Annotated in this window: 21 protein-coding genes; 11 read left to right on the top strand and 10 right to left on the bottom strand. The window is 55.5% G+C overall.

The features are described 5' to 3' along the window. Positions 1-63 precede the first annotated feature (63 nt). Together DV532_RS27745 and DV532_RS27740 are read right to left on the bottom strand one after the other, a co-directional pair. A complete protein-coding gene (locus DV532_RS27745; RefSeq protein WP_056798772.1) occupies positions 64-792 on the bottom strand; it encodes a hypothetical protein in 729 nt (242 codons plus the stop codon). 219 nt (positions 793-1,011) lie between these two features. Next, a complete protein-coding gene (locus DV532_RS27740) occupies positions 1,012-1,278 on the bottom strand; it encodes a hypothetical protein (RefSeq protein WP_056798775.1) in 267 nt (88 codons plus the stop codon). Between the two features lie 179 nt (positions 1,279-1,457). Here DV532_RS27740 and DV532_RS27735 point away from each other — a divergent pair, with 179 nt between their 5' ends. The 5 genes from DV532_RS27735 to DV532_RS27720 all read left to right on the top strand — a co-directional run bounded on the left by DV532_RS27735 (position 1,458) and on the right by DV532_RS27720 (position 5,742). Further along, positions 1,458-2,000, top strand: a complete 543-nt coding sequence (locus DV532_RS27735) for a hypothetical protein (protein ID WP_056798778.1) — start codon at positions 1,458-1,460, stop codon at positions 1,998-2,000. Beyond that, positions 2,000-2,329, top strand: a complete 330-nt coding sequence (locus tag DV532_RS27730) for a hypothetical protein (RefSeq protein WP_056798781.1) — start codon at positions 2,000-2,002, stop codon at positions 2,327-2,329. Before DV532_RS27735 ends, DV532_RS27730 begins: the two co-directional genes overlap by 1 nt. Positions 2,330-2,397: 68 nt before the next feature. After that, positions 2,398-2,979 carry a hypothetical protein gene (locus tag DV532_RS30550; RefSeq protein WP_162949010.1) on the top strand — a complete coding sequence of 194 codons (582 nt, stop codon included), beginning with the start codon at positions 2,398-2,400 and terminating at the stop codon, positions 2,977-2,979. Next, on the top strand, positions 2,892-4,385 hold the full coding sequence (locus tag DV532_RS27725) for an AAA family ATPase (protein ID WP_218571361.1): 1,494 nt from the start codon (positions 2,892-2,894) through the stop codon (positions 4,383-4,385). The genes DV532_RS30550 and DV532_RS27725 overlap by 88 nt, the downstream gene beginning before the upstream one ends. 91 nt (positions 4,386-4,476) lie before the next feature. Then, positions 4,477-5,742, top strand: coding sequence for a hypothetical protein (locus DV532_RS27720; protein WP_056798788.1), 1,266 nt, complete (start codon positions 4,477-4,479; stop codon positions 5,740-5,742). Here DV532_RS27720 and dsbD read toward each other — a convergent pair whose 3' ends face one another. Then, a complete protein-coding gene (gene dsbD / locus DV532_RS27715; protein WP_056798792.1) occupies positions 5,743-7,419 on the bottom strand; it encodes a protein-disulfide reductase DsbD in 1,677 nt (558 codons plus the stop codon). A gap of 90 nt (positions 7,420-7,509) precedes the next feature. Between dsbD and DV532_RS27710 the strand changes: the two genes are divergently transcribed. Together DV532_RS27710 and DV532_RS27705 are read left to right on the top strand one after the other, a co-directional pair. Beyond that, the gene (locus tag DV532_RS27710) at positions 7,510-8,892 is read left to right on the top strand and encodes an acyltransferase (protein WP_236707503.1); all 1,383 of its coding nucleotides are present in this window, start codon (positions 7,510-7,512) and stop codon (positions 8,890-8,892) included. Between the two features lie 18 nt (positions 8,893-8,910). After that, positions 8,911-9,216 carry a hypothetical protein gene (locus DV532_RS27705; protein WP_056798797.1) on the top strand — a complete coding sequence of 102 codons (306 nt, stop codon included), beginning with the start codon at positions 8,911-8,913 and terminating at the stop codon, positions 9,214-9,216. An 18-nt stretch (positions 9,217-9,234) separates the two neighbouring features. On the opposite strand, the gene DV532_RS27700 is transcribed toward DV532_RS27705, so the two are convergent. From DV532_RS27700 to DV532_RS27690, 3 genes are read right to left on the bottom strand one after another with little or no spacing between them, the layout of a single operon-like run. Further along, the gene (locus DV532_RS27700; RefSeq protein ID WP_082476808.1) at positions 9,235-9,813 is read right to left on the bottom strand and encodes a DUF882 domain-containing protein; all 579 of its coding nucleotides are present in this window, start codon (positions 9,811-9,813) and stop codon (positions 9,235-9,237) included. Positions 9,814-9,837: 24 nt separating this feature from the next. Next, complete coding sequence (locus DV532_RS27695) at positions 9,838-12,072, bottom strand: ATP-dependent RecD-like DNA helicase (protein ID WP_056798800.1); 2,235 nt, start codon at positions 12,070-12,072, stop codon at positions 9,838-9,840. Continuing rightward, on the bottom strand, positions 12,072-12,614 hold the full coding sequence (locus DV532_RS27690) for a hypothetical protein (RefSeq protein WP_162949008.1): 543 nt from the start codon (positions 12,612-12,614) through the stop codon (positions 12,072-12,074). Before DV532_RS27690 ends, DV532_RS27695 begins: the two co-directional genes overlap by 1 nt. Before the next feature lie 378 nt (positions 12,615-12,992). Between DV532_RS27690 and DV532_RS30545 the strand changes: the two genes are divergently transcribed. After that, entirely contained in the window at positions 12,993-13,166 is a 174-nt protein-coding gene (locus DV532_RS30545; protein WP_162949007.1) for a hypothetical protein, read from the top strand. A gap of 328 nt (positions 13,167-13,494) precedes the next feature. Next, positions 13,495-13,905, top strand: a complete 411-nt coding sequence (locus DV532_RS27685) for a hypothetical protein (RefSeq protein WP_156675927.1) — start codon at positions 13,495-13,497, stop codon at positions 13,903-13,905. Positions 13,906-13,999: 94 nt separating this feature from the next. Here the strand turns inward: DV532_RS27685 and DV532_RS27680 are convergent, their stop codons facing one another. Both DV532_RS27680 and DV532_RS27675 read right to left on the bottom strand, forming a co-directional pair. Then, a complete protein-coding gene (locus DV532_RS27680; protein ID WP_056798807.1) occupies positions 14,000-14,455 on the bottom strand; it encodes a hypothetical protein in 456 nt (151 codons plus the stop codon). Positions 14,456-14,719: 264 nt separating this feature from the next. Further along, on the bottom strand, positions 14,720-16,666 hold the full coding sequence (locus tag DV532_RS27675; RefSeq protein ID WP_056798810.1) for a VacB/RNase II family 3'-5' exoribonuclease: 1,947 nt from the start codon (positions 16,664-16,666) through the stop codon (positions 14,720-14,722). A gap of 333 nt (positions 16,667-16,999) precedes the next feature. Between DV532_RS27675 and DV532_RS27670 the strand changes: the two genes are divergently transcribed. Both DV532_RS27670 and DV532_RS27665 read left to right on the top strand, forming a co-directional pair. Further along, entirely contained in the window at positions 17,000-17,659 is a 660-nt protein-coding gene (locus DV532_RS27670; protein ID WP_056798812.1) for a hypothetical protein, read from the top strand. Beyond that, positions 17,656-18,348, top strand: a complete 693-nt coding sequence (locus tag DV532_RS27665) for a hypothetical protein (protein WP_056798815.1) — start codon at positions 17,656-17,658, stop codon at positions 18,346-18,348. Before DV532_RS27670 ends, DV532_RS27665 begins: the two co-directional genes overlap by 4 nt. A gap of 48 nt (positions 18,349-18,396) precedes the next feature. Here DV532_RS27665 and DV532_RS27660 read toward each other — a convergent pair whose 3' ends face one another. Continuing rightward, positions 18,397-18,642, bottom strand: a complete 246-nt coding sequence (locus tag DV532_RS27660) for a hypothetical protein (RefSeq protein WP_056798817.1) — start codon at positions 18,640-18,642, stop codon at positions 18,397-18,399. 30 nt (positions 18,643-18,672) lie between these two features. Then, positions 18,673-19,173 carry a hypothetical protein gene (locus DV532_RS27655; RefSeq protein ID WP_056798819.1) on the bottom strand — a complete coding sequence of 167 codons (501 nt, stop codon included), beginning with the start codon at positions 19,171-19,173 and terminating at the stop codon, positions 18,673-18,675. Between the last annotated feature and the right edge of the window lie 2 nt (positions 19,174-19,175).

Here is a 19,175-nt window from a genome sequence, read left to right as displayed (position 1 = left end):
CATGGATGGTGGCGCCCCGGTGGTGAAAACGCCTTGCACACACTGCAAAGCCGCCAGGCAAAATCAGCTCGCCGGCTTGCCCCGCTTCGTCGGTGCCTTGCGAAAGCTGTGTTCATCAAAGCCTTTGGACATGATGATGTATTTGTCTTCGGTCACCACCAGGTCGCGCTCGGCGCTCCCCAGCACTCCGGAGATGAACATGGAGATGTCCTGGAAGGCCTGCACACCGCCGATCATGCGCTGGAAGTTGTAATCCTTCAGGCACGGGTTGGCAACCAACAGACCTTCTAGATAAACGAAACTGACGACCTTGTGGTCGATGAACACGTCCAGCGCCTCATGCACCAGGAGATGAGCGTTCAGCTCATACCAGTCACGCAGGCTCTGCCCACCAGCCGCCCGGCTGCGCTGCCAGGCGTGCTTGCGCGGCAGGTCAAACTCGCCCGGCAGGAAATCCTTCTCACCCCAGTAGAATGCCTTCGCCAATGTATGCGCCTCTTTGTAGCTGAAGGTTTGGGGAGGCACCCCGGTCTTAGGATCAACGCGGGCATAGAGCCCGGTGTAAATCTTGCCGCAAAAGCCGATGTAGAACACCCCATAGGGGTTGGTGGCGAAGCGCGTACATTGGTCTTCGAGCTGGCGCACCGTATTACTGACGGCGTCGATGATGCTGGGGTTGTTCTTGAGGCTGGGGCGGTATTCTACCGATTGGCGGTCATAGACGACTTTCTTGTCCACGCCGTAACCAATGGCCGAATCGTAGTAATCCTGGAAATCGCGATTGATGAGCATTGTTCACCTTTTTTATTATTCAACATTTCAGGTTAAGCCTGTGCCCCATCCATGTCAACGACCAAAGTGCGCACATGCGGGTTATCGTGCAAGATAAATGACAATGCCCGGCGTTAGCCAGGCTTGGTCAGTGTGGAGAACAGCTTGATCGCGGCGTAGGTCGAAGACGTGGGTTCGAAGGCACGGCTCGACAACCCTTGTCCAGCCCGCCCAAACAGGTCACTCCGACTTCATGTGATCCACAAATTCTTTCCAGGCAAAGCCGTCAAAACCCTGGTTCTTGAAAGCCTGGGCCAGGCCCTCATCTGAAAAATGGCGCGTTCTGCGAAAGTCGATGTCGTTGCGACGGTCGCGCAGCACTCGGCTCAGCATCAGGCCTTGATCGTTAGCATTGGACATCATCTTGATGAACTGCTGCTCGTTGTCGATGCTGATGCCAGCGCTTTTGATATCTTCCACAAACGAATGAATATTCGGTGTGCTCATGTCGTTTCCTGTGCAGGAATCTCGGTATAAAGCCTTAGGCTCGGTTACCGCGCCCCTCTGGCGCAGACAAGGCCAATATTGCCTTCGAAAATCATTGTTGTCAATACACAGGTAAAGCGATATTCCGTCGTGGTTCCCATTAGTGATATATTGACATTGACAATGAATAGGAGCCGCCCATGAAGCCTGAAGCAGATCCAACCCAGGATGGCATCACCCACATCAACATCTACAGCGGCGGTAAAACCCCGGTTGGTCGAAACCTATCGCACTTTCCTGAACTGCCGATCTACCACCCGGTGTTCGGTGACTTCTGCTCAGGCGAGGGGCTGTGGTACTGGATCAGTCGGCGTGATGACAGGTTGCGCATGCTCAGTGGCTTTGAAGCCAAGCGATACGGGCGCTCCCTTCCAGTGGTCAAGACACTGCCCAAAGAAGAGTTCCAGCGCATGATCAACCTGGGCAACCAGGCCAAACTCGACACGTACCCCGAGATCAAGGAAGCCCTGGCCAACAGCACCCTGCCGCTGTTGCACTACTATGCCAAATCCTACGGCGGGAAAATGGTAATCACCCAGGCGAAGGATTCCGAATGGATCCTGGCCTATTTCGAAAAGGTCAGGTTGCAGTTCAACCCTGCGGCAGATCATCACAACATGGATTTCGTAGCGGCTCAAGCCCGGCTTGAGGCTGAGGCAGCCCTCCAAGGGAGCCTGTTCTGATGCTGGGCTTCCTTGCCACCCTCCTTCGCTGGGCACTCACCTGGTACACCTATGTGGCCACCGGACTGTTTACCCTTGTGCTTCTCCTGTTCTTCTGGGGACATTTCTCCAGCAATGAAACCTTGCCAGCCGATTTTGCGAACAAAAAAGCCGGTGCCGGGTTCAGCCTGCTCAGCTCCAACGCGTTGAGGGACGTGTCCATTACCCGTTCACAAGGCAAGTCCAGTGCGACCCTTCGACTGGTCAACGTGCAAGGCGCCTCTATCACCCCCGTGAAAACCACCTTTTTCTTGTTGATCGGGTCGTCCAAGGCGCCTAGCACTCAATAACGACTTACCAGTAAATTGACACGAGTATCGCTTCTGATAGGATTTCGGAATCTTTTTGGAGAATTCCGATGTCCGATCCTATTGAGAGCAGCGAAAAAGCCAATCCGTCATCGTCAGCGGAGGGCGTGCAGGCTCAAGCTCGCCCGCAATGCCAGCCTGATCGGCAAGCGCAGACCTTTACCATGGCCCCCGAGGTTTGCATTGACTCCATTGCTGAGCTACAGAAACTGCTGACATCTGATGGAATTGACCCGTCAGCCAACTATAAGATTACCATCAACGGCCACACTCAAACCTACCCAGGTACCGCCTCCGAGCTCCCCTTCTTGCTCCTGCCCCTTTGGCCAGTGAGCGCAAAAACCGCCAAGGATGAGTGGGTCGGATTCACGCTGGCAAAGCTGGAAAAGGCGCCGCTGATGCTGAAGCTGACGAAGGAGATCCTGAATCACACAAGCCTTGCTCAATGTCAGGCCTGCGCCAGGAAGAGCAATCGCTGCATTTGCCATATGGCACTTTCCCCGGAGCATTTGATCCGGCCAAAAGCATTGGCAGAGTCAATCCCGTGGTCAGATCCTTGGTGCATTCGCATTATGCGCGCATTTCTGACGACCACTCTGAACGCTTTAAGACGACCATCGATGCCAATCTGAATTTCATTGGCCAGCTTAGACTGGAGCGTATTTGGGAAAGCCTCAAGGCGCTGGTAGACAAATACCCTGAACTCCACAGCATCCCGCAATTCTCGGCATTGAAGTCACATATTGATGTGTTGCAGACCATTTTCGCAACGAATGTCCTGCCAGAGCTGATGCTGAATCAAGAGGTGAAGAAGCTTCTTGGGGTAAGCCTGTTGTCGAACAGTTTTGACCTCAGCGAAGAATGCCTGGAGGTGTTGGCAGCATTGTTCTACATCTTCATTGCCAGATATCCATTGATTGAAAAGATGATGGCTTCAATCACTGCCATCGAACTCAATGTTATCCCTAAAGCAGAGCTGATTGCCCAGTTGGACATGAATGAAGGACTGGAGAGCGCCCTTAGCCTGGCGAAAACAGGGGTGGCTCCAGCCAGTCTTTCAATTCCACCCGATCCCTACGAGAGGGTAAAGTTGACTGAGGCTGAAGAGTACTTCTGGGAAGATGTGCTCGGTGACGGTTGTTTTGAACGAGAGAAACTAACACTGTGTGGAAAGTCCGTGAGTCTAGACGGCTTGGAGAAGCTTCAAGCCCTAGCGCTGAGACACCCGCATTTTGCGCCGGTCATCGACCATATCCTGCCGTATGCCAAAGCATCCTTGATGCAGTCGTCCGCTTTCCGCATCCCCCCATTGCTGGTCGCCGGGCCACCTGGGATCGGGAAGTCCAAGTTCCTCAGTGACCTCTGCGCGATTATTGACATGGGTCGGAATATTTTTCACGCCAGTCAATACACCTGCGGCTCACAGCTGGTGGGCCTGACCCAGGGCTGGCGAACTGCGCATCCAGGGGATGTCGCCAACGCGATGCTTAAAACCCGGCAAACCAACCCACTGATTGTCTTTGACGAGCTCGATCGCGTACCGCCGAAAGTGTATGGCAATGGCATCTCACCCCAGGTATCGCTCATGCGCCTACTAGAGCCAGTGGAGGCCAAAAACTTTGTCGACGCCTACAACAACGAGCCGCACGATGTGTCGAACGTCAACTGGATCTTCACCTGCAACCAGCCCCGCCAGATTCCGTACGCCCTGCTGACCCGACTTCAGGTTATCTATGTCTATCCTCCTCGGGAAGAGGCTCAGATTGACGCGGTACATCAGAGCATTTGGAAAAGCCTGATAGGCAGCTATCAGATGGACGACTTGATCTACGAGCAGATTGATCCGGAAGTGTTGATGGCCCTGAGAGAAGCGTACTACGAAGACCTGCAGTTCCGAAAAACGCGTCGCCTGCTGGAGCGTGCGCTGAGCAACGTCGTCTGCACGTGCAAGCCGGGGCACAAGACCTACCTCACCCTGGAGGTCTTGGTCGCTAAATCCAGCGGCACCAGCACACCGATAAAGCGGCTGCTGAACTGAATCCTAGAGCCCGGCAACAGCCGGGTTTCTTCATTGCAGGCTTGGCTGCCTGGGTGCTGCACCGCTAACATGGAGGAAATGGAGAGCGAAGATGCCCAGCCAACCTGATGACATTGCTATTGCGATGGGTCTGTATGATGAATGCGAAAGCCTTACCGATCGCATGCATCAAATCGAGTCGCCTGAAATCGACAGCATGCGCACAGCGATTGCGGCGATGTCCGAGCGTTGCCAGGCAGTCCTATTAAATCTGGCCGACTCATTGGGATTAGAGCGGATATTGTTAGACGAAGCTAACACCCAGTGGTCGAACACACTGTTCTCTTTTGCGTTGACCCATGAGTCCGAGGGTTTCTATGCGCTGCTGGAAAAACTCGACCTTGGCTCACTGAGCCGCAGTCGGGTCGGCACCCTGCGCTCCTCCATCAGCAATCTTGGGTATCTTACTCACGTGGTCAGGATCAAGGATCAGGAGGATGTACCATTCCCCATGCACAATTCGAAATTCGTGAATATTGCGACCTATGAAGGCCTGTTCTCGATCCATCATGAGGGGTTGGCCAATGCCATTTGGCAAGGCGTGTGCCGTGGCAAACTCAATGAAGAGCAGTCCATAGCCGCCTATGAAGAACTGCGTACCCACCCGGATTTCGGCTTAATCCATCCGCACCTGACCTCTATGCTCAAAACCGCGCCTATTGCGCCGCTGCTGGCGCTGCGAGCACACGTGCTGGGTGATACCAGAGTGCATTCCGGAGAATGCTCCGATCGTCTGGAGTACATACTAACGCGCATTTTCAATGACCACATCATCGCTGAAGACCTGATGGTGGAAAATATCGCGGCGCTACTGGGCAATCAAGGCTACCGTACTCACTGCCTGCAGCAAGACCTCCTCGGCCACCTGGTAAATGAATTGGAGCACAGGCGCAACGACGATCACGGCACCTTCAAGCATGGTCAGGCGCTCAGCGCCAGACTAATACAGCTACTCAAGGCACTGAAGATGAGCGATGGCGAACTCTCGATGATTGCCCTCCAATCCCTGCATTTTCATAATATTGGCGAAGCCTTTGATGCCGTGCAAAAAGACCCCTTCAGGGGCGCGAAGAAATTGGCAGACAGCTTGTCATTCACCAGCCAGAATCACTTGGGGTCAATCGATAGCGACTTCCGCCCTTGCCTCAAAAAGACGCTGCTGTTTGCCATGAGCGATGATGCGCAGCAAGCGGCCATGGACACCCATGACCGTGTCAAAATCCTCTACTACGGCCTGACTCACGATGCTCGCTATCTGCAGGACGTGCAACACGAGGCCGCCATCACCACTGTCCTTGAAGACGACCTGGGTTTGTAATCAAAGGCCTTCCAAGGCCTTTTTGACCTGTGCTGGTTCGATCTCACCGACCAGCTGCCTGTTTGCCTGTTCCTCGCCTGCCGCGCTCACGAAAATCAGTGCAGGAGGGCCAAAAAGATTTCGATCGGCCAGCCAGCCTTGTATTTCTGTGCTTGATTCGGTGATGTCGAGCTTCACCCAGTCTGCCCCCTTGAGGGTGCCTTGCATGTCCGAAGCTGTGAGCCTTGCTTCCACGACCTTGCAATTCAGGCACCACTTGGCCGAGACATAGATCATCACCGGGCGCTTAGCCTGCTTGCTGTTGTCCAGCACGGCTTGCAGCGCGGCCAGGGTGTTGACTTCAGTGTACGGGTGCACTGCTAGGGCCACCCAAGGTCGGACTGGATCCTCATGCCCTTGCCAGGCGCCGATGAAGCTTGCCAGCGCAAAGCTCATCAGGATCGCAGCCAGGGCCTTGAGGATGCCGAAGGAGCGCCCTGCGAGGCTGTACAGCCATCCGCCAAGACCCGCCGTCACCACCCCGACCAACGCCAGGATAGCCTGGGGGCTCAGGATCCGGGAGAAAATGGCAGCGGCGGTCAGCAGCATCAGCACGGCATAGACTTCCTTGACCCGCATCAGCCAAGCACCCGCTTGCGGAATAAAGGCTTGGCCACCCAGGGCGATGATCATCATGGGGATGCCCATGCCAACACCCAGAGCGAAGAGCTCGACGGCGCCCTGAAGAGCATTCCCGCCCTGCGCAAGGTACAGGAGGATGCCTGCCAACGGCGCCGAGACACACGGTGAGAGCACGAATGTCGAAACCAGTCCCAAGCCCGCTGCGCCGGCAACAGAGCCTCCGCTCATGCGTAGGTAGAGCCTCTGTACAACCGGAATCGTGGGTAGCCGCAGACTGAAGCCACGCACTTCAAGCAGTGTGAACGCCAGGAGCAGAAAGATCCCGGTGGCGAGCACGATCACGACAGGGTTCTGCAGGTGGGCCTGCAGTCGTGATCCACCCCCCAGCAGTGAAACCAGAATGCCCAGCAGCGCATAGCCTACCGCCGACGCCAGGACGAAAATCGCCGCCAAGGCACCATTGCGCGCTTTGCTCTGCGTATTGCCAGCCACCACGCGCAGCAACAGCGGTAGCGTGGGGAGGACGCAAGGCGTAAACGCCAGCCCCAAACCCGCCAGGAAAAACCACCAGAGCGAATGGCCTGCGTCACCATTCGTTTTACCCTCAGACACGCCCCCAAGTTCATAGACCTTGGTCATGGCTGGATAGCACACCCCCCGCGCAGCACATCCCTGAAAACCAAGGGTGACCTGACCGGTGGGAGCTGGTGCAAGCGTGAGGGTCACATGGCCCTCAAGTACTTGGACATCCCCAAACTCCAGATCAGATTTGACCTGCCCTTGGGGGATAATCAACTCGCCCAGTTGCCTGCCAGCTGCATCCCTGACGTAAAATTTCTCCCGATACGCGTAATACCCAGGCGCTACCTGCAGATCAAAGAACGCCTTGCCACGCTCCACCCGTGCAGAGCCTGCTGTAAAGGCCTGCTCTGCCGGCAGTAGGCGCTCACTGCCAGCATCCCCCAGCAGGGCTTGCTGAGTGCGCAGGGTATTGAGAATCGAGGCGTGAGACAACAACGACCATGCCATCAAAAAAATGGTCAGCCAGGTGCGCATAGCGGTGCATCCAATTTCTATTGACGGCTTATCATCTCAGCTACCCAAGACCATCTCAACCTAAAACACGACTAATGCGTATATTGATTTTTGGCGTATACTGGCGGCACCACCACCCCTTGTGCATGGATTTCTGTCGTGTCGTCATCTCTCGTGAGCCAGACCATGAATTCTGGCACCAAGCAAAAATTCGTGTCCCTTGAATGGTTGCGGTACTTGTTGGGGATCTACATCGTCCTCTTCCACACCTTTAACTACCCTGAAGTACCGGGTTGGCTGAGGAAATTCTTCGAGATGGGCTTCTTCTCCACCAGTGCATTTTTCGTCTTGTCGGGCTTCTTGCTCGCCCACGTTTACCTGCGCGACCAGGGACAGATACAAGCCTACATGCCAGGCAGTCGCAAATCGTTCTGGGTCAAACGCCTGGCTAACCTCTACCCGATCCACCTGGGTTCGTTCTTCCTGATGGTTGCCGTATTCGCGGTACTCCCCATGCTGGGCATCATCCCCAGTGACGCCACCATGAGCTTGCGGCAAGTGACCATTGACTCCAACAATTGGTCGCCTTTCGCCGACATGCAGCACACCATGACCGATGCTGAGCTCTACCTGGCGCTGTTTATGAACGCGACCTTGCTGCATGCATGGAACCCGTATTACCTGACCTTCAACTTCCCCACCTGGTCGATCTCCACTCTGTTTTTCCTGTACCTGCTTTTCCCCGTACTGGCACCGTGGCTTAATCGCCTGAATAGTCCCATTAAAGCGCTCCTGGTGACCAACCTTCTGTACCTGCTGCCGGTGATACTCTGTATTGCCATGGGATGGTTTGGTTCGCCAGAGACTGGCATTCTCCACCGAAACCCGATTATCCGCCTGCCGGAGTTCGTCGCTGGCATCTTGCTCTGCTCGCTGTACCATCAACATGCGCGCCTGGGTGTACGCTTGACCCGTGGCTGGCTGATGGCCTTGCTGGCCATCCTGGTGGGCAGCCTGGTGGCCGCCAGCCTACTACTGACCAACGCAGGCGAGCTCAGCAGCAAGGGCAATGTCTCCTATTTCCTGGTGCATGACGGGTTGCTCCTGCCGGCACAACTGGCGCTGATCTACCTCTGTGTGCATATTCCCAACCCCGGCCCCACCTCGATGCTGTCCAAATTGGCGAAACCATTCGGCAATTGCAGTCTATCCCTGTTCGCCTTGCACATGCCCTTGTTCATGCTCTTTGCACGGGCCGACCGAGTGTTCGATGGTAATCCTGGGCTCTGTTTTACCGAATTGACGGGTTGCCTGGCGGCAGCTGGGGACAAATCAGCCTGGCATTACCCCCTGTTTCTCGTCTTGCTCACCCTAGTCTGCATTTATTTCCAGAAAGCCTTTGTGGAGCGTGTTCGCGCCTGGATCGAAAAGCTGATATTGTCCACAAAACAGCAGCCTGCCACATCCGTGGCGAAGGGATCGACTGCCCCCTAGCCTTAGCATGGAGTTCGCATGGAACAGACACGGCATGTAGCCCTCAATGACCAAATCGAAGCGGCCAGCGCGACGGCCTTGCTGTTGATGAAGTCCGGTAAATACAAGCGGCTGCCGGAGATGCGTTCGGCGCTGCAGGAAGACTACCCGCAGCTGGCCGAGGAAGACATCGACCGGGCGATTCAGCGCCTGGCCAACCATCTGGTTCGCAACGACTTCCAGGGGATCCGTACCCTGCGGGCGAACAGCACACATCGGCAACGTGATTACGAGGTCATGCGTAAAGCGCGGGACGAGGTGGAAGTCTCGCTCGCCAGTTTTTAAACGGGCCGAGGTTTCCCCTCAGCCCCGCCAGGTGCGCACCCTGCCGGTATCCACATGGATGAAGCCTTTGTCCATGTAGATGCCCACGCCGCCTGCAGAAATCACCATGCTCATGGCCGCGAGCAATTTGGTCGACACCCCTGGGACGTGAATGTCTGCCGCTTGGCCTTTCATATGCAAGGATTGGCGTGCGGCGCCCTCCAGCCTAAAATTATGCGCAGGGGTGCGGTATCCTGACAGGATGTGGATGTCTGGTTTACGCCCTTCTCTTCTTAACCACTCCTGTATGACGAAAAGGCAGTCCAGGAGTTGCGGGTCGATGTAGTGCTCCTTGTTGTACTCAACATCGCGCAGCAGCCAGGCGCCTTTGAGGTATTCCGCCTTGTCATAGCCACGCCCCAGGCGCCAGTAGCAAAATTTCGCCCGCTCTTTGCTGGCAGGGCGGTACAGCTCCAGGTGTCGGTCTTGCTGGAGCAGGGCTTTGCGCCAGTCCTGGTGGGGATCGGCGGCGTTGGCCACGGCACTCAGAACAATGGGGGCCGCTGCCAACCCCTTGAGAAACTTGCGCCGGCTTTCCCCAATGGGATCAAGGATCATGCGTGTTCACCGTTCAATATAGCCTTAAGCTGTAATGGTCTGTTTGGGTTGGCTGTAGGCTTGCTGGTTGGCCCAGAGTTGCTTCAGGAAGTGCAGGAGTCCGGTGGAACGCAGGTCGGTAGCCCGTCTGGTCAATGCGCGCTCTACCGCCGCCAGTTGACCCACCATCAGCATGTTCTGACGCGCCCTGGTCATGCCGGTGTACACCAGGTTGATCGACAACATGATGTCGTGGGCCAGGGTCATAGGCATCAGCACACATGGGTACTCCGAGCCCTGCGACTTGTGGATGGTCATGGCGTAGCAGAGGCGCAGCTCATCGAGGTCGGCATAGGCATACTCCACCTGAACGTCCTCAAAGCGAGCAATCAGTTTGCGCTCCTTGAGGTCGACACTGATGATCTTTCCGGTGTCGCCATTCACCACCTTCAGCTCGTTGTTGTTCTTGATGTGAATGACCTTGTCACCCGCGCAGAACTGCACCTCGACATCGTCCTGGGTGCAACGGATGCCAGTGCCGGCGTTCGGGTTCAAAAGGCGCTGTAGGCGGGCGTTGAGCGCATGCATTCCCACCGGGCCCATCCGCATCGGTGTCAGCACCTGGATGTCGTCCAGCGGATCGTAGCCGTAATGCTTCACCAGACGCGGAATCAGCGACACGATCTCGTCGGCGATGGCCTCCGGGGTCGATGACTTGATGAACCAGAAATCATTCTGTTTGGACTTGTTGTCCAGTGTGATCATCTGCCCCTTGTTGATCAAGTGAGCATTGACCTTGATCTGAGAGTCCTCGCCAGTACGGAATACCCGGTCAAGCCTGACCACCGGGATGGTGTCGCTTTCGATGATGTCTCTGAGCACCTTGCCAGCGCCCACCGAGGCCAACTGATCGTAGTCACCCACGATCACCAGCTTGACACCCGAGGGGATGGCCTGGAAGAACGAGCAGGCCAACTGGGTGTCGATCATACTCGACTCATCGGTGACCGCGACCTCACAGGGCAGCTTGTTATCTTCGTGGTAGGTGAAGGCATTGTCCTCAGGGGAGTACTTGAGCACCTTGTGCAGAGTCATGGCCTCCATCTGGGTGCTCGCCTGCAGCCGCTTGGATGCTTTGCCGGTGGGGGCACACAGGACGACCTGTTCGCTGGCGACGTGGAACAGTTCATGTTGGGCCAGCAGTAGCACTCGCATGATGGTCGTTTTACCCGTGCCAGGGCCACCAGTGATCACACTGACAGGGGACGCCAGGGCCGTAGTCACGGCCTGATGCTGCATGGGTGACAGGGTAATGCCCAGGGCCTGCTCTGCCACAGCAATCGCCTTTTTCAGTGCGTCAGCACTGGCTATCTTGCCTGTGCTGTTGTGCAACCGGAACAGATCCTTGGCGATTTTCTTCTCGGCGTAGTACAGCTCCTTCGGCCAGATCATTTCCACGCTATCGATCGTGTCCACGCGGACGAAATCGCTGGATTTGACCAGATCCATCGCCATGAGGATGGTTGCACGATCCAGTGGCCTGGCTGTACGGGCAAACAGCTTGTGGGCTTGTTGTGCGAGCGCCTGAGGTGTGAAGCAGGTATCACCACGGCTGTGCACGGCATTGTCGATGGCGGTCAGTAAGCCAACCAGGATCCGGTATGGATCGTCCGCTGCCTGGCCGCACTGCTCTGCGATCTTGTCGGCGATCTTGAAACCGATACCCTTGATCTCCCAGAAGAGTGTGTAGGGGTTCTCCTTGATCTTCTCGACAGCCGCCAAGCCGAAAGTGTCGAAAATCTTGTTGATGTGACGCTGACTCAGGCCAAAGCCGTTCAGAAACAGCATCACCCCCCGATGACCAAGCTCCTTTGCCAGGCCCTCAGTCAACGCCGCAATTTTCGCCTTGCCAAAGCCCGGTACTTTCTTCAGCTTGTCGGGCTCATGCTCGATGACGTGCAAGGTGTCCTTGCCGAAAGCCTGCACGAGCCGTCCTGCCAGCTTGGTACTGATCCCAGGGACGCGGCCTGAGGCGATGTAGGCCAGGATGGCATCGGTCGTGGTGGGAATCTGCGGCATGATTTTGCGCGCCTTGAGCTGGCGATTGCCATTGCGCCATTCCCAGGTTCCCTCGCACTCGACATAGTCACCTTCGTAGAGGCCTGCATCATTGCCGGTGACAACGGTGGCGCCGCTGGCATTGCGAACCGAGAAGATGATGAATCCTTTGCCATTGGCATGGATAACCTTTTCGATGACACCGTTGACTGAATCCAACACTACAGACTCTCTTCTTGCTGGCAGGTTTTGGCCTCAAAAACCCCAAGAACTTTATCTTCTGGGGCGATGAGCGTGAATGTTACCAAATTGGCCGCTCTCACGGTTAAATGCGGTAAGGCGATCGTGCAGATTGTTTGCTGGACGGGATTACGCTCGACTGCCTCGCGGTACATGTCTGCCACCGGCTGGCTGGTAGAAAACATCACATCGACCCTGCCCTGGCGTTGGCGTACCCGCTGCATGCTCAATCCGTCCGCAAAATGCTCAGGCAGCTCCCTGCGCAACACGGCGGCCAGCTTGATCGGCACCTGTCGGCGCTCAGGCAGCAAATCGACCATGCTCAGATCAATGTCCTGGTCGAGTGCTTGAATCTGCGCACGACTGAGCTGCAGCGCCTTCGAATCAGGGAAATGTTCCTGTGCAAAATGCTTGTAACACGGTGTTTGCAGCTGTTCAACCGCAGCCTGGGCCAACACAGGAGCACTGGTCTTGCCCGACAGTTCAGCGGTTAGCAGCTTGCCCACGATGGAGAGTTTTTGCATGTCTACGTATTCATCGATGGCCCGCTCAGGCTCTGCGCTGACCTGGAGCTTGTACCGCAGCGTCTCCTTGAGCGTCGGCAAGGTCTGGTTGAAGACCGCCAGGCACTTTATGGCTGGAGGTGTATCTGCCCCAGGGCCAGCAAAGGCCCGCTGCTGGCCAACCTCCGCGAGAGCCAGAACAGAGCGATCGGCAACGCAATCATCTTTCTCATCAAGCCAATATACAGATTAAACGACATCTTCTCAACCTGATCACCCTTTACGCGGTAGTGGGTAACCTTTAAGGCCTAATATAGATAACGATCTACGTTTTACTTTTAGTCAGTTAGTGCTAATATTGAATGCTGTCCGCATGGCAGCGCTACTTGGAGCAAACGCATGAAAGCACCACGTGAAATCAAGCAATGGATTTCCAGGGCCCGCAGCGACCGGGGTAAACCCAACGGTGTCGTCCGCTGGCTCTTCGAGAATCCGGATAAAGAACGCAAGCTGGCCACGAACAAGCGCCTGAATCGGCGCACACAAATCAAGGCGGCCCTGCGGGTGCGCTGAGGGCTTCCTTGTGATCGCATCACTCTACACCCATACCATGCGTCGGCTAGCCCCCAAGCGATTGCCTGGCGCGTTCCATCGGGCATTTTACCGACGCACTCAACGAGACTGTCCGCCCACGGAACTTCAGTGCAATTGCGCGGCTTTGAATGAGTTGCTCAAGCAATGGCTAGTAATCGGAGGCCAGTCATTCCGGACTGTAGCCACCCAATACCAGTGGCTGCTCAGCATCAATTTCGCCGGCATCGCCGTCTTGGCTATCCTAAAGTTCACCCCTGCCCCACCACTGGCTGGCCTTCTCCTAAGTGTGGCCATCGTGGTGTCAGCCATGATTGTGCTGTTCGGCTCGCTGTTCGCCCTGCAGCGCAAGATGCTCGATCAGATTGAACAGGCTTCGCCAGGTAAGACCCTCACCATCCATATGCTGGCTTTGTCGGCGCAGGTCGGGATCTTCCAACTCGGCCTGGCTACTGGAATGGGCTTCCCTGGATCCATCGCCATTTCCGTCCCGGTGCTGCTGTCGCTGCCGATCGCGCTGATTTCGCATTATGTGCTGTTCCAGAATCTGCTGATGGACGTTGCCGATTACCCCTTGGACGCGGCGCAAATGCGCGACTTCATGAGTGCTACTGAGTCGTGCTACAACGAAGCCCAATTCGCTGAGATTCTCATAATGGAACTTGAGGGTGCCTCCTTCACGCCCGCCAGGCTGATTGGCATGCAGCGACAGCCTAAATAGTAGTGCCACCAGATTTCCGAAATTGAAACGTCCCAAATCACTTGCATAGCTAGTGTGAAGTCCCACCATAGCTTCTTTGACTAAAGTCTCGATATTAGGCCGAGCTTAATTTGTCAATCAAATCCTTTTCAAACTGCATAATATTTCTTTTCTGGGATCTGATATTCGATACAAGTACTCTTGCAAGAGGTGATTTAACCAATTTGTCGTCGACCAGGGCAATGTAATCGGCAAATGTTTCATATGTAGCCATATTTATGCCATGTATGACCAAGTGTATGCATTCATATGCCTTGGCCTCACCTGCAACATAGAGCAGGATTGTAGCAAGAACCGCCAGAAAGCCCAGCGAGAAACCAAGGCCAGATAATGACCCTGCAAGGGCAAACACGAGCAAGGTTATGCTAGAAACCAGGGCGATTGCACCATACACTCTATCCGCACGCTTATTTTCTTCTTGCCGTTTTGACACATATGCTCTGATCGCATTGACCTGCTCAACGGAAAAAGGGTTGTGGCAGTACGTCTCAATAGTCATACAGAACTTCATGTATTGCTCCCTCTTTTAGGATAGTGAAAGCCCGAGATTTCCGGGTTTGGAGTAACACTCCTCATCCCAAGGGATGTGAGGAGTGTTGCCCGAAGAACTGGATTCTAAAGTGATGATCCGACAGCCAATCAGTTCATAAAGAGCAGGAGACAAGCGTATGGTTTGCCAGGAGCACAGTTCTTTTAGATGGCCGATTATTTGCAAGGGTGTTAGCCAAAATTAGTCCAAGGCCGATGTAAATCAAAGCTTCTCCTTTCATGTTTGCTATTTCAGCGTGGCAATCAGCTGCCCCTCCTGGAGATCCTTGGGATCAAGGCGTACCTGCACGCCCTGCCCGAGTGAAACATGCAGCTGGCCATTCACCAGGCATTCGGTGCCCATGTCGTTGTTCGTGACCAGATCATCAGGTGCTGAGAAGGTGCGTTTGTGCACAAACACCCGTGCCCCCACGCCTTTGATTTCAACATCGATGCCATTCGGGCGGAAGCCTACTACCAAGCCGTCTAGCAATTCGCCCACGCGATACTCCAGGTATTTGCAGTACAGTCGGTTGGCCACCTCACGCTCCGCCCGGCTCGCACCACGGTTGCACAGATTGAGCTGCTCCATGATGGCTGGATCGATGGGGTTGGTTTGTCCACCGCCCAGGCAGAGGGCCTTGAGCTGTCGATGGTTGATCAGGTCGGCATATTTACGGATCGGTGACGTCCAGGTGCCATAGATCGGCAGACCGAGACTGGCATGATGGCCGTTTTCGCAATCATAGAAACTCGATGACAAGGTCGATCGGGTGGCCAGCTGCAAGTCAAGGCGCCCACTGGCGTTCACGGCTCGCAACACTTCGCTGATCTTTGCCGGGGTCTGCAGTTCGTCATCAGTCACCGCAACGCCGAGGTGGCGGGCGATGGCACTGATCTTGGGCAGTGCATCTGCGGTAAACCCATCCTGCCGGCGACACACGAAGGGCGCCTGGGCATCGCGCATGACCTCGGCGAACGCACGGTTGGCCACCACCATGCACTCTTCGATGATTTTCATTGCCTCGTTACGCTCTTCCTGGATTACGCTGGCCAGTTGGTAGTCGGACACGGCCAAGCGATAATCGCTGGAATCTGCCGCCACCAGCGCATGGTTTTCGCGCCAGTTGTTCAGCGCTTTGGACATCCAGTACAGGTTCTTGACGTTGGCTCTGATGTCGGGCGCAGCCAACAGGTCGGTTTGGCCGCTGACATAATCAGACACGGCTTGATACGTGAGTTTGGCTCGGGAATTGATGGTCGCCTGGCAAAACTCGGTAGATAGCAGGCTGCCATCGCGCCCAATCTCCATCTTCGCGCAAATCACGGTGCGATTGACCCCTTTCATTAGCGAAAGAGAACCCTCACTCAGCTGCGAGGGGAGCATTGGGACAACCATGCCAGGCAGGTAGGTGGTAACGGCGCGCTGTTGCGCATCAAGGTCAACAGGCGAGCCTGGTAGCAGATGACCGTCGACATCCGAAATCGCCACCCACAGATACCAGCCGTTCCCATACTTTTCGGCAAAGACCGCATCATCCATGTCCTGGGTAGACTCGCCGTCAATGGTCACGAAGGGAATGTTGGTCAAGTCGTGCATCACAGTCGAGGTGGGTCTGATGCTCTTGGCAAGTTCTGCACCCAGGTTGTCGTGGCGTGCAATGGTCTGACGGGCCAATGCCAGTTTCCAGATCACGTCCTTGTCAGACTCATGGCCGACGATCATGCTCACCCGCGCCTGTGCCTTGCCACTGCGGAACGGGTGCTGGGTCACCACCCCTTTGACCACATGGCCATCAACCAGGCCCGCTCGCATGGAGTGGGGAATGTAGAACCACCCTTTGAGTGTGGTCGATTCCGGCACGATGAAGTAGGAGTCGCTCCTGACCCGGACGGTACCGAAAAAATCCAAAACACCGTGCTCGACAATCTCTTCAATCACCGCGTTGGAGGAGCCGGGCTTGTCTTCAACAATCCGTGCCCGCACCAGATCGCCGGGCAGGCAGTGTTTCATTTGAGGCGGGGTGATGAAATACGAGGTCAGTGAATCGACGCGCAGAAAGCCGTAGCCTTTGGGATGGCCACTAACACGGCCTTCGACCTTCGGTTCGGCTGCCTGTGTCGCTTCCTGCTCGCTTTTCTGTTCGGCCATTGCCTGCTTGAGCGCCATCAGCGCCGCGTTGCCTTTGAACATCTGGGTTCCCTATGACCAGGCGCTGCTGATCAGTCATAATCAATAATTGTGTAAAGGTTGGTTGATCTTAGCTTTCGTGGACGCCCTAGGCAAGGATTTAGCGCTTTCCTGGATCTTATTTAGCTCTAAATTGGATTGATCCGCACTTGCGCCCAATGCGGGCCCTTCCGACGCGCTTTCGCCACTCAAAAATCCGCTTACACCTTCGTCTTCGTACACCCATGGGTAGATTCATGCAGCCCTGACACGTTATGCTGAGTACATCCTTTCGCCCCTTACGCACTACTCTGTAGCCTGGGGATCTCCCTGATTCATCACCCGGTTGGCCTGCCGATGCCCCTAGATCCCGCGCTTTTTCCAACTGCAGAAATCGTTTTTCCGCACAGTGATTACACATCCGAACGAACCTTCAGGCTGCTGGTTGCCCAGTTCACCCGCCAGGGTTTTCCTGGTCTCGCTGTAAACCTTCTGCAGCTGATGAAAAAACCACCCACCGTCATCTACACCGACTTGCTGTTGTTGGTGCATCAGGCGTCCGGGGAGTTGTGGTCTAAGAACCTTGGGCGTGTGGTGGATATTGCCAAGTTGGGTTTGACGCAACCTTCCTTCGACCTGGTTGCTCGCTATCAACGGGTGCTGGATGTGACGTTCAATTACTACGCGACAAGCCACCCGGCCTTCAGCCGACACCTTGTCGGTGAGCTGGTCACTCAGCTGCCGCCAAAGAAACTCAGTCGGCTGCTTACCAAGGGATTAAAGACTGCAACAGACCCTGGCCACGCGCCTGGCGATCACCTTGCAATTTCAATGGCACTGTCCGAATGCATCCGGCTGGCCATCCAGGACGCTTACCCAGGCGGGGCCTACTTTAGGGAACACCTGAGCGCAGCGGACAATCGCACCGTTTATCGGCGCATGGGCTGGCGGGAGGCCATGGAACACATGAAAGCCAGTGATCACGAATCCCAACTTGCCGAGGAGCTAGGCCTATGAACCTTGACCAGCATGACTCTACCCTGTCCGACTACGTTTACTACCACACCAAGCAAAACATGGTGTATTTCACACGCTGCCACGACTTCCTGCAGCAAATGCATGACCGTCCGCCCGAATTCGCCGAGGAAATGCTCTGTGATGGGCCTATTTCCTATGCGTACGCCCCCTTCTACATTGCCTGGCACATGGGGCTGCTGCCGATCAAGGATGGTCATGCCTGCAATGAGACGCCGGTTTTCTATGACATCCCCCGATCTGGTTTCGACAAAATCCCTGAGGATACGCAAGCCTTTGTGGAGATCATGGTCGACTTGATCTCAAACCCCAGGGTCAAGCGTGAAGCCGTCTCAATGATGATTGAGTTTCATGACTTTCTCGCCGTGCGTAACCGTCATCAAGCGCTGCGCTTCATGGTCGACATCATTGAAGATTGGGCGTCGCGCTTTGGCGACGTGACAACTCTGCTGTCACTGCGTGGCGAGGATGAACGGTTGCAGCACTCCGAGGATTTTGCTGGAACGCTCAAGGAGGCGCTGGTTGTGACTGGCTTGTTGGACAAGGGGATTTCGCTGCTTCCCTCTGCTGCGATGGCGCAAGCGTACCGGCGCCTGAAGTGGCCGGAAATGAAAGTGCATGCCAATGAGGTGGGGATTGAGTCGGTGCTCGGGGTTGATCTGGGCCTTTAACCCCTGCCTGGAGCGCACCACGGTTGCAGAAAGTGCGCCCCGCGACGGTCAATTCGAAATGGGTATCGGCGGCGAAATGTGTTGGCAACAAACGAAGTCGTCAACCTTGCGGTAGACTTCTCTGGCATCGCCGTAGGTTTCCAGCTTGACGTAGTTGCCCTTGCGCCTGCCTAGATGATAACTGCCTTCGCAATCGGCCCAGAGCAACTCGACGTTTTCCGGGATGCGGCTTTTTACCACGCGAATCCAAGGTGGTTCGAACCCACTGGTATTCGATTTCGCTGTTTTGCTCATCGGCAATACTCCTGATGCACGGTTGCCCAGTTAGGCCTGAAACAGGAAAAACTCCATGTAGGGCCTCAACGGCTGAGTGGTCAGCTCATCCAGGGCTGCATGCAAGGCCGCAGCATTGACCCTGGAAAAGTCGAGCGGCTGCTCAAAATATTTCAGAAAATCGTCGTCCAAGAACAACGGCAGGCTGTCGCCAAGGCTGATGCCATTGTCACCTTCTTGGTAGAGGATGCATTCGATGCGCGCCTGGCCATTTGGCAACACACATGCGCTGAGCACGCAGGACTGATTCGCTCGCTGATCAGACTGGTACTGCCCGTCAGTGATCAGGGCATAAGCCACCGGTTTTTCGCGGGTCACATAGGCTTTCACCTGGGTGAGGAAGCCCGCCGCCTTGGCGTCCAGGATGCGGTAGCCATCTTCATGGTAGAGAACCGCCTGGCCGGCAACGACCCCCTGCTCCACTAGATCGGAGACCACCTTGGTGGTGAGTGAGGCCAGGGTTGCATCAATATTTTCCTGAAGGGTTTTCATGG

It is taken from the genome of Pseudomonas sp. Leaf58, from assembly GCF_003627215.1.
Taxonomy (GTDB): domain Bacteria; phylum Pseudomonadota; class Gammaproteobacteria; order Pseudomonadales; family Pseudomonadaceae; genus Aquipseudomonas.
This window is presented reverse-complemented; position numbering and strand designations above follow the sequence as displayed.

What these genes read in the sequence shown, in the direction of transcription:
- DV532_RS27745 (WP_056798772.1), bottom strand. Translation starts at nt 792, where the DNA reads ATGCTCATCAATCGCGATTTCCAGGATTACTACGATTCGGCCATTGGT.
- DV532_RS27740 (WP_056798775.1), bottom strand. Translation starts at nt 1,278, where the DNA reads ATGAGCACACCGAATATTCATTCGTTTGTGGAAGATATCAAAAGCGCT.
- DV532_RS27735 (WP_056798778.1), top strand. Translation starts at nt 1,458, where the DNA reads ATGAAGCCTGAAGCAGATCCAACCCAGGATGGCATCACCCACATCAAC.
- DV532_RS27730 (WP_056798781.1), top strand. Translation starts at nt 2,000, where the DNA reads ATGCTGGGCTTCCTTGCCACCCTCCTTCGCTGGGCACTCACCTGGTAC.
- DV532_RS30550 (WP_162949010.1), top strand. Translation starts at nt 2,398, where the DNA reads ATGTCCGATCCTATTGAGAGCAGCGAAAAAGCCAATCCGTCATCGTCA.
- DV532_RS27720 (WP_056798788.1), top strand. Translation starts at nt 4,477, where the DNA reads ATGCCCAGCCAACCTGATGACATTGCTATTGCGATGGGTCTGTATGAT.
- dsbD (WP_056798792.1), bottom strand. Translation starts at nt 7,419, where the DNA reads ATGCGCACCTGGCTGACCATTTTTTTGATGGCATGGTCGTTGTTGTCT.
- DV532_RS27705 (WP_056798797.1), top strand. Translation starts at nt 8,911, where the DNA reads ATGGAACAGACACGGCATGTAGCCCTCAATGACCAAATCGAAGCGGCC.
- DV532_RS27700 (WP_082476808.1), bottom strand. Translation starts at nt 9,813, where the DNA reads ATGATCCTTGATCCCATTGGGGAAAGCCGGCGCAAGTTTCTCAAGGGG.
- DV532_RS27690 (WP_162949008.1), bottom strand. Translation starts at nt 12,614, where the DNA reads ATGCAAAAACTCTCCATCGTGGGCAAGCTGCTAACCGCTGAACTGTCG.
- DV532_RS30545 (WP_162949007.1), top strand. Translation starts at nt 12,993, where the DNA reads ATGAAAGCACCACGTGAAATCAAGCAATGGATTTCCAGGGCCCGCAGC.
- DV532_RS27685 (WP_156675927.1), top strand. Translation starts at nt 13,495, where the DNA reads ATGATTGTGCTGTTCGGCTCGCTGTTCGCCCTGCAGCGCAAGATGCTC.
- DV532_RS27680 (WP_056798807.1), bottom strand. Translation starts at nt 14,455, where the DNA reads ATGAAGTTCTGTATGACTATTGAGACGTACTGCCACAACCCTTTTTCC.
- DV532_RS27675 (WP_056798810.1), bottom strand. Translation starts at nt 16,666, where the DNA reads ATGTTCAAAGGCAACGCGGCGCTGATGGCGCTCAAGCAGGCAATGGCC.
- DV532_RS27670 (WP_056798812.1), top strand. Translation starts at nt 17,000, where the DNA reads ATGCCCCTAGATCCCGCGCTTTTTCCAACTGCAGAAATCGTTTTTCCG.
- DV532_RS27665 (WP_056798815.1), top strand. Translation starts at nt 17,656, where the DNA reads ATGAACCTTGACCAGCATGACTCTACCCTGTCCGACTACGTTTACTAC.
- DV532_RS27660 (WP_056798817.1), bottom strand. Translation starts at nt 18,642, where the DNA reads ATGAGCAAAACAGCGAAATCGAATACCAGTGGGTTCGAACCACCTTGG.
- DV532_RS27655 (WP_056798819.1), bottom strand. Translation starts at nt 19,173, where the DNA reads ATGAAAACCCTTCAGGAAAATATTGATGCAACCCTGGCCTCACTCACC.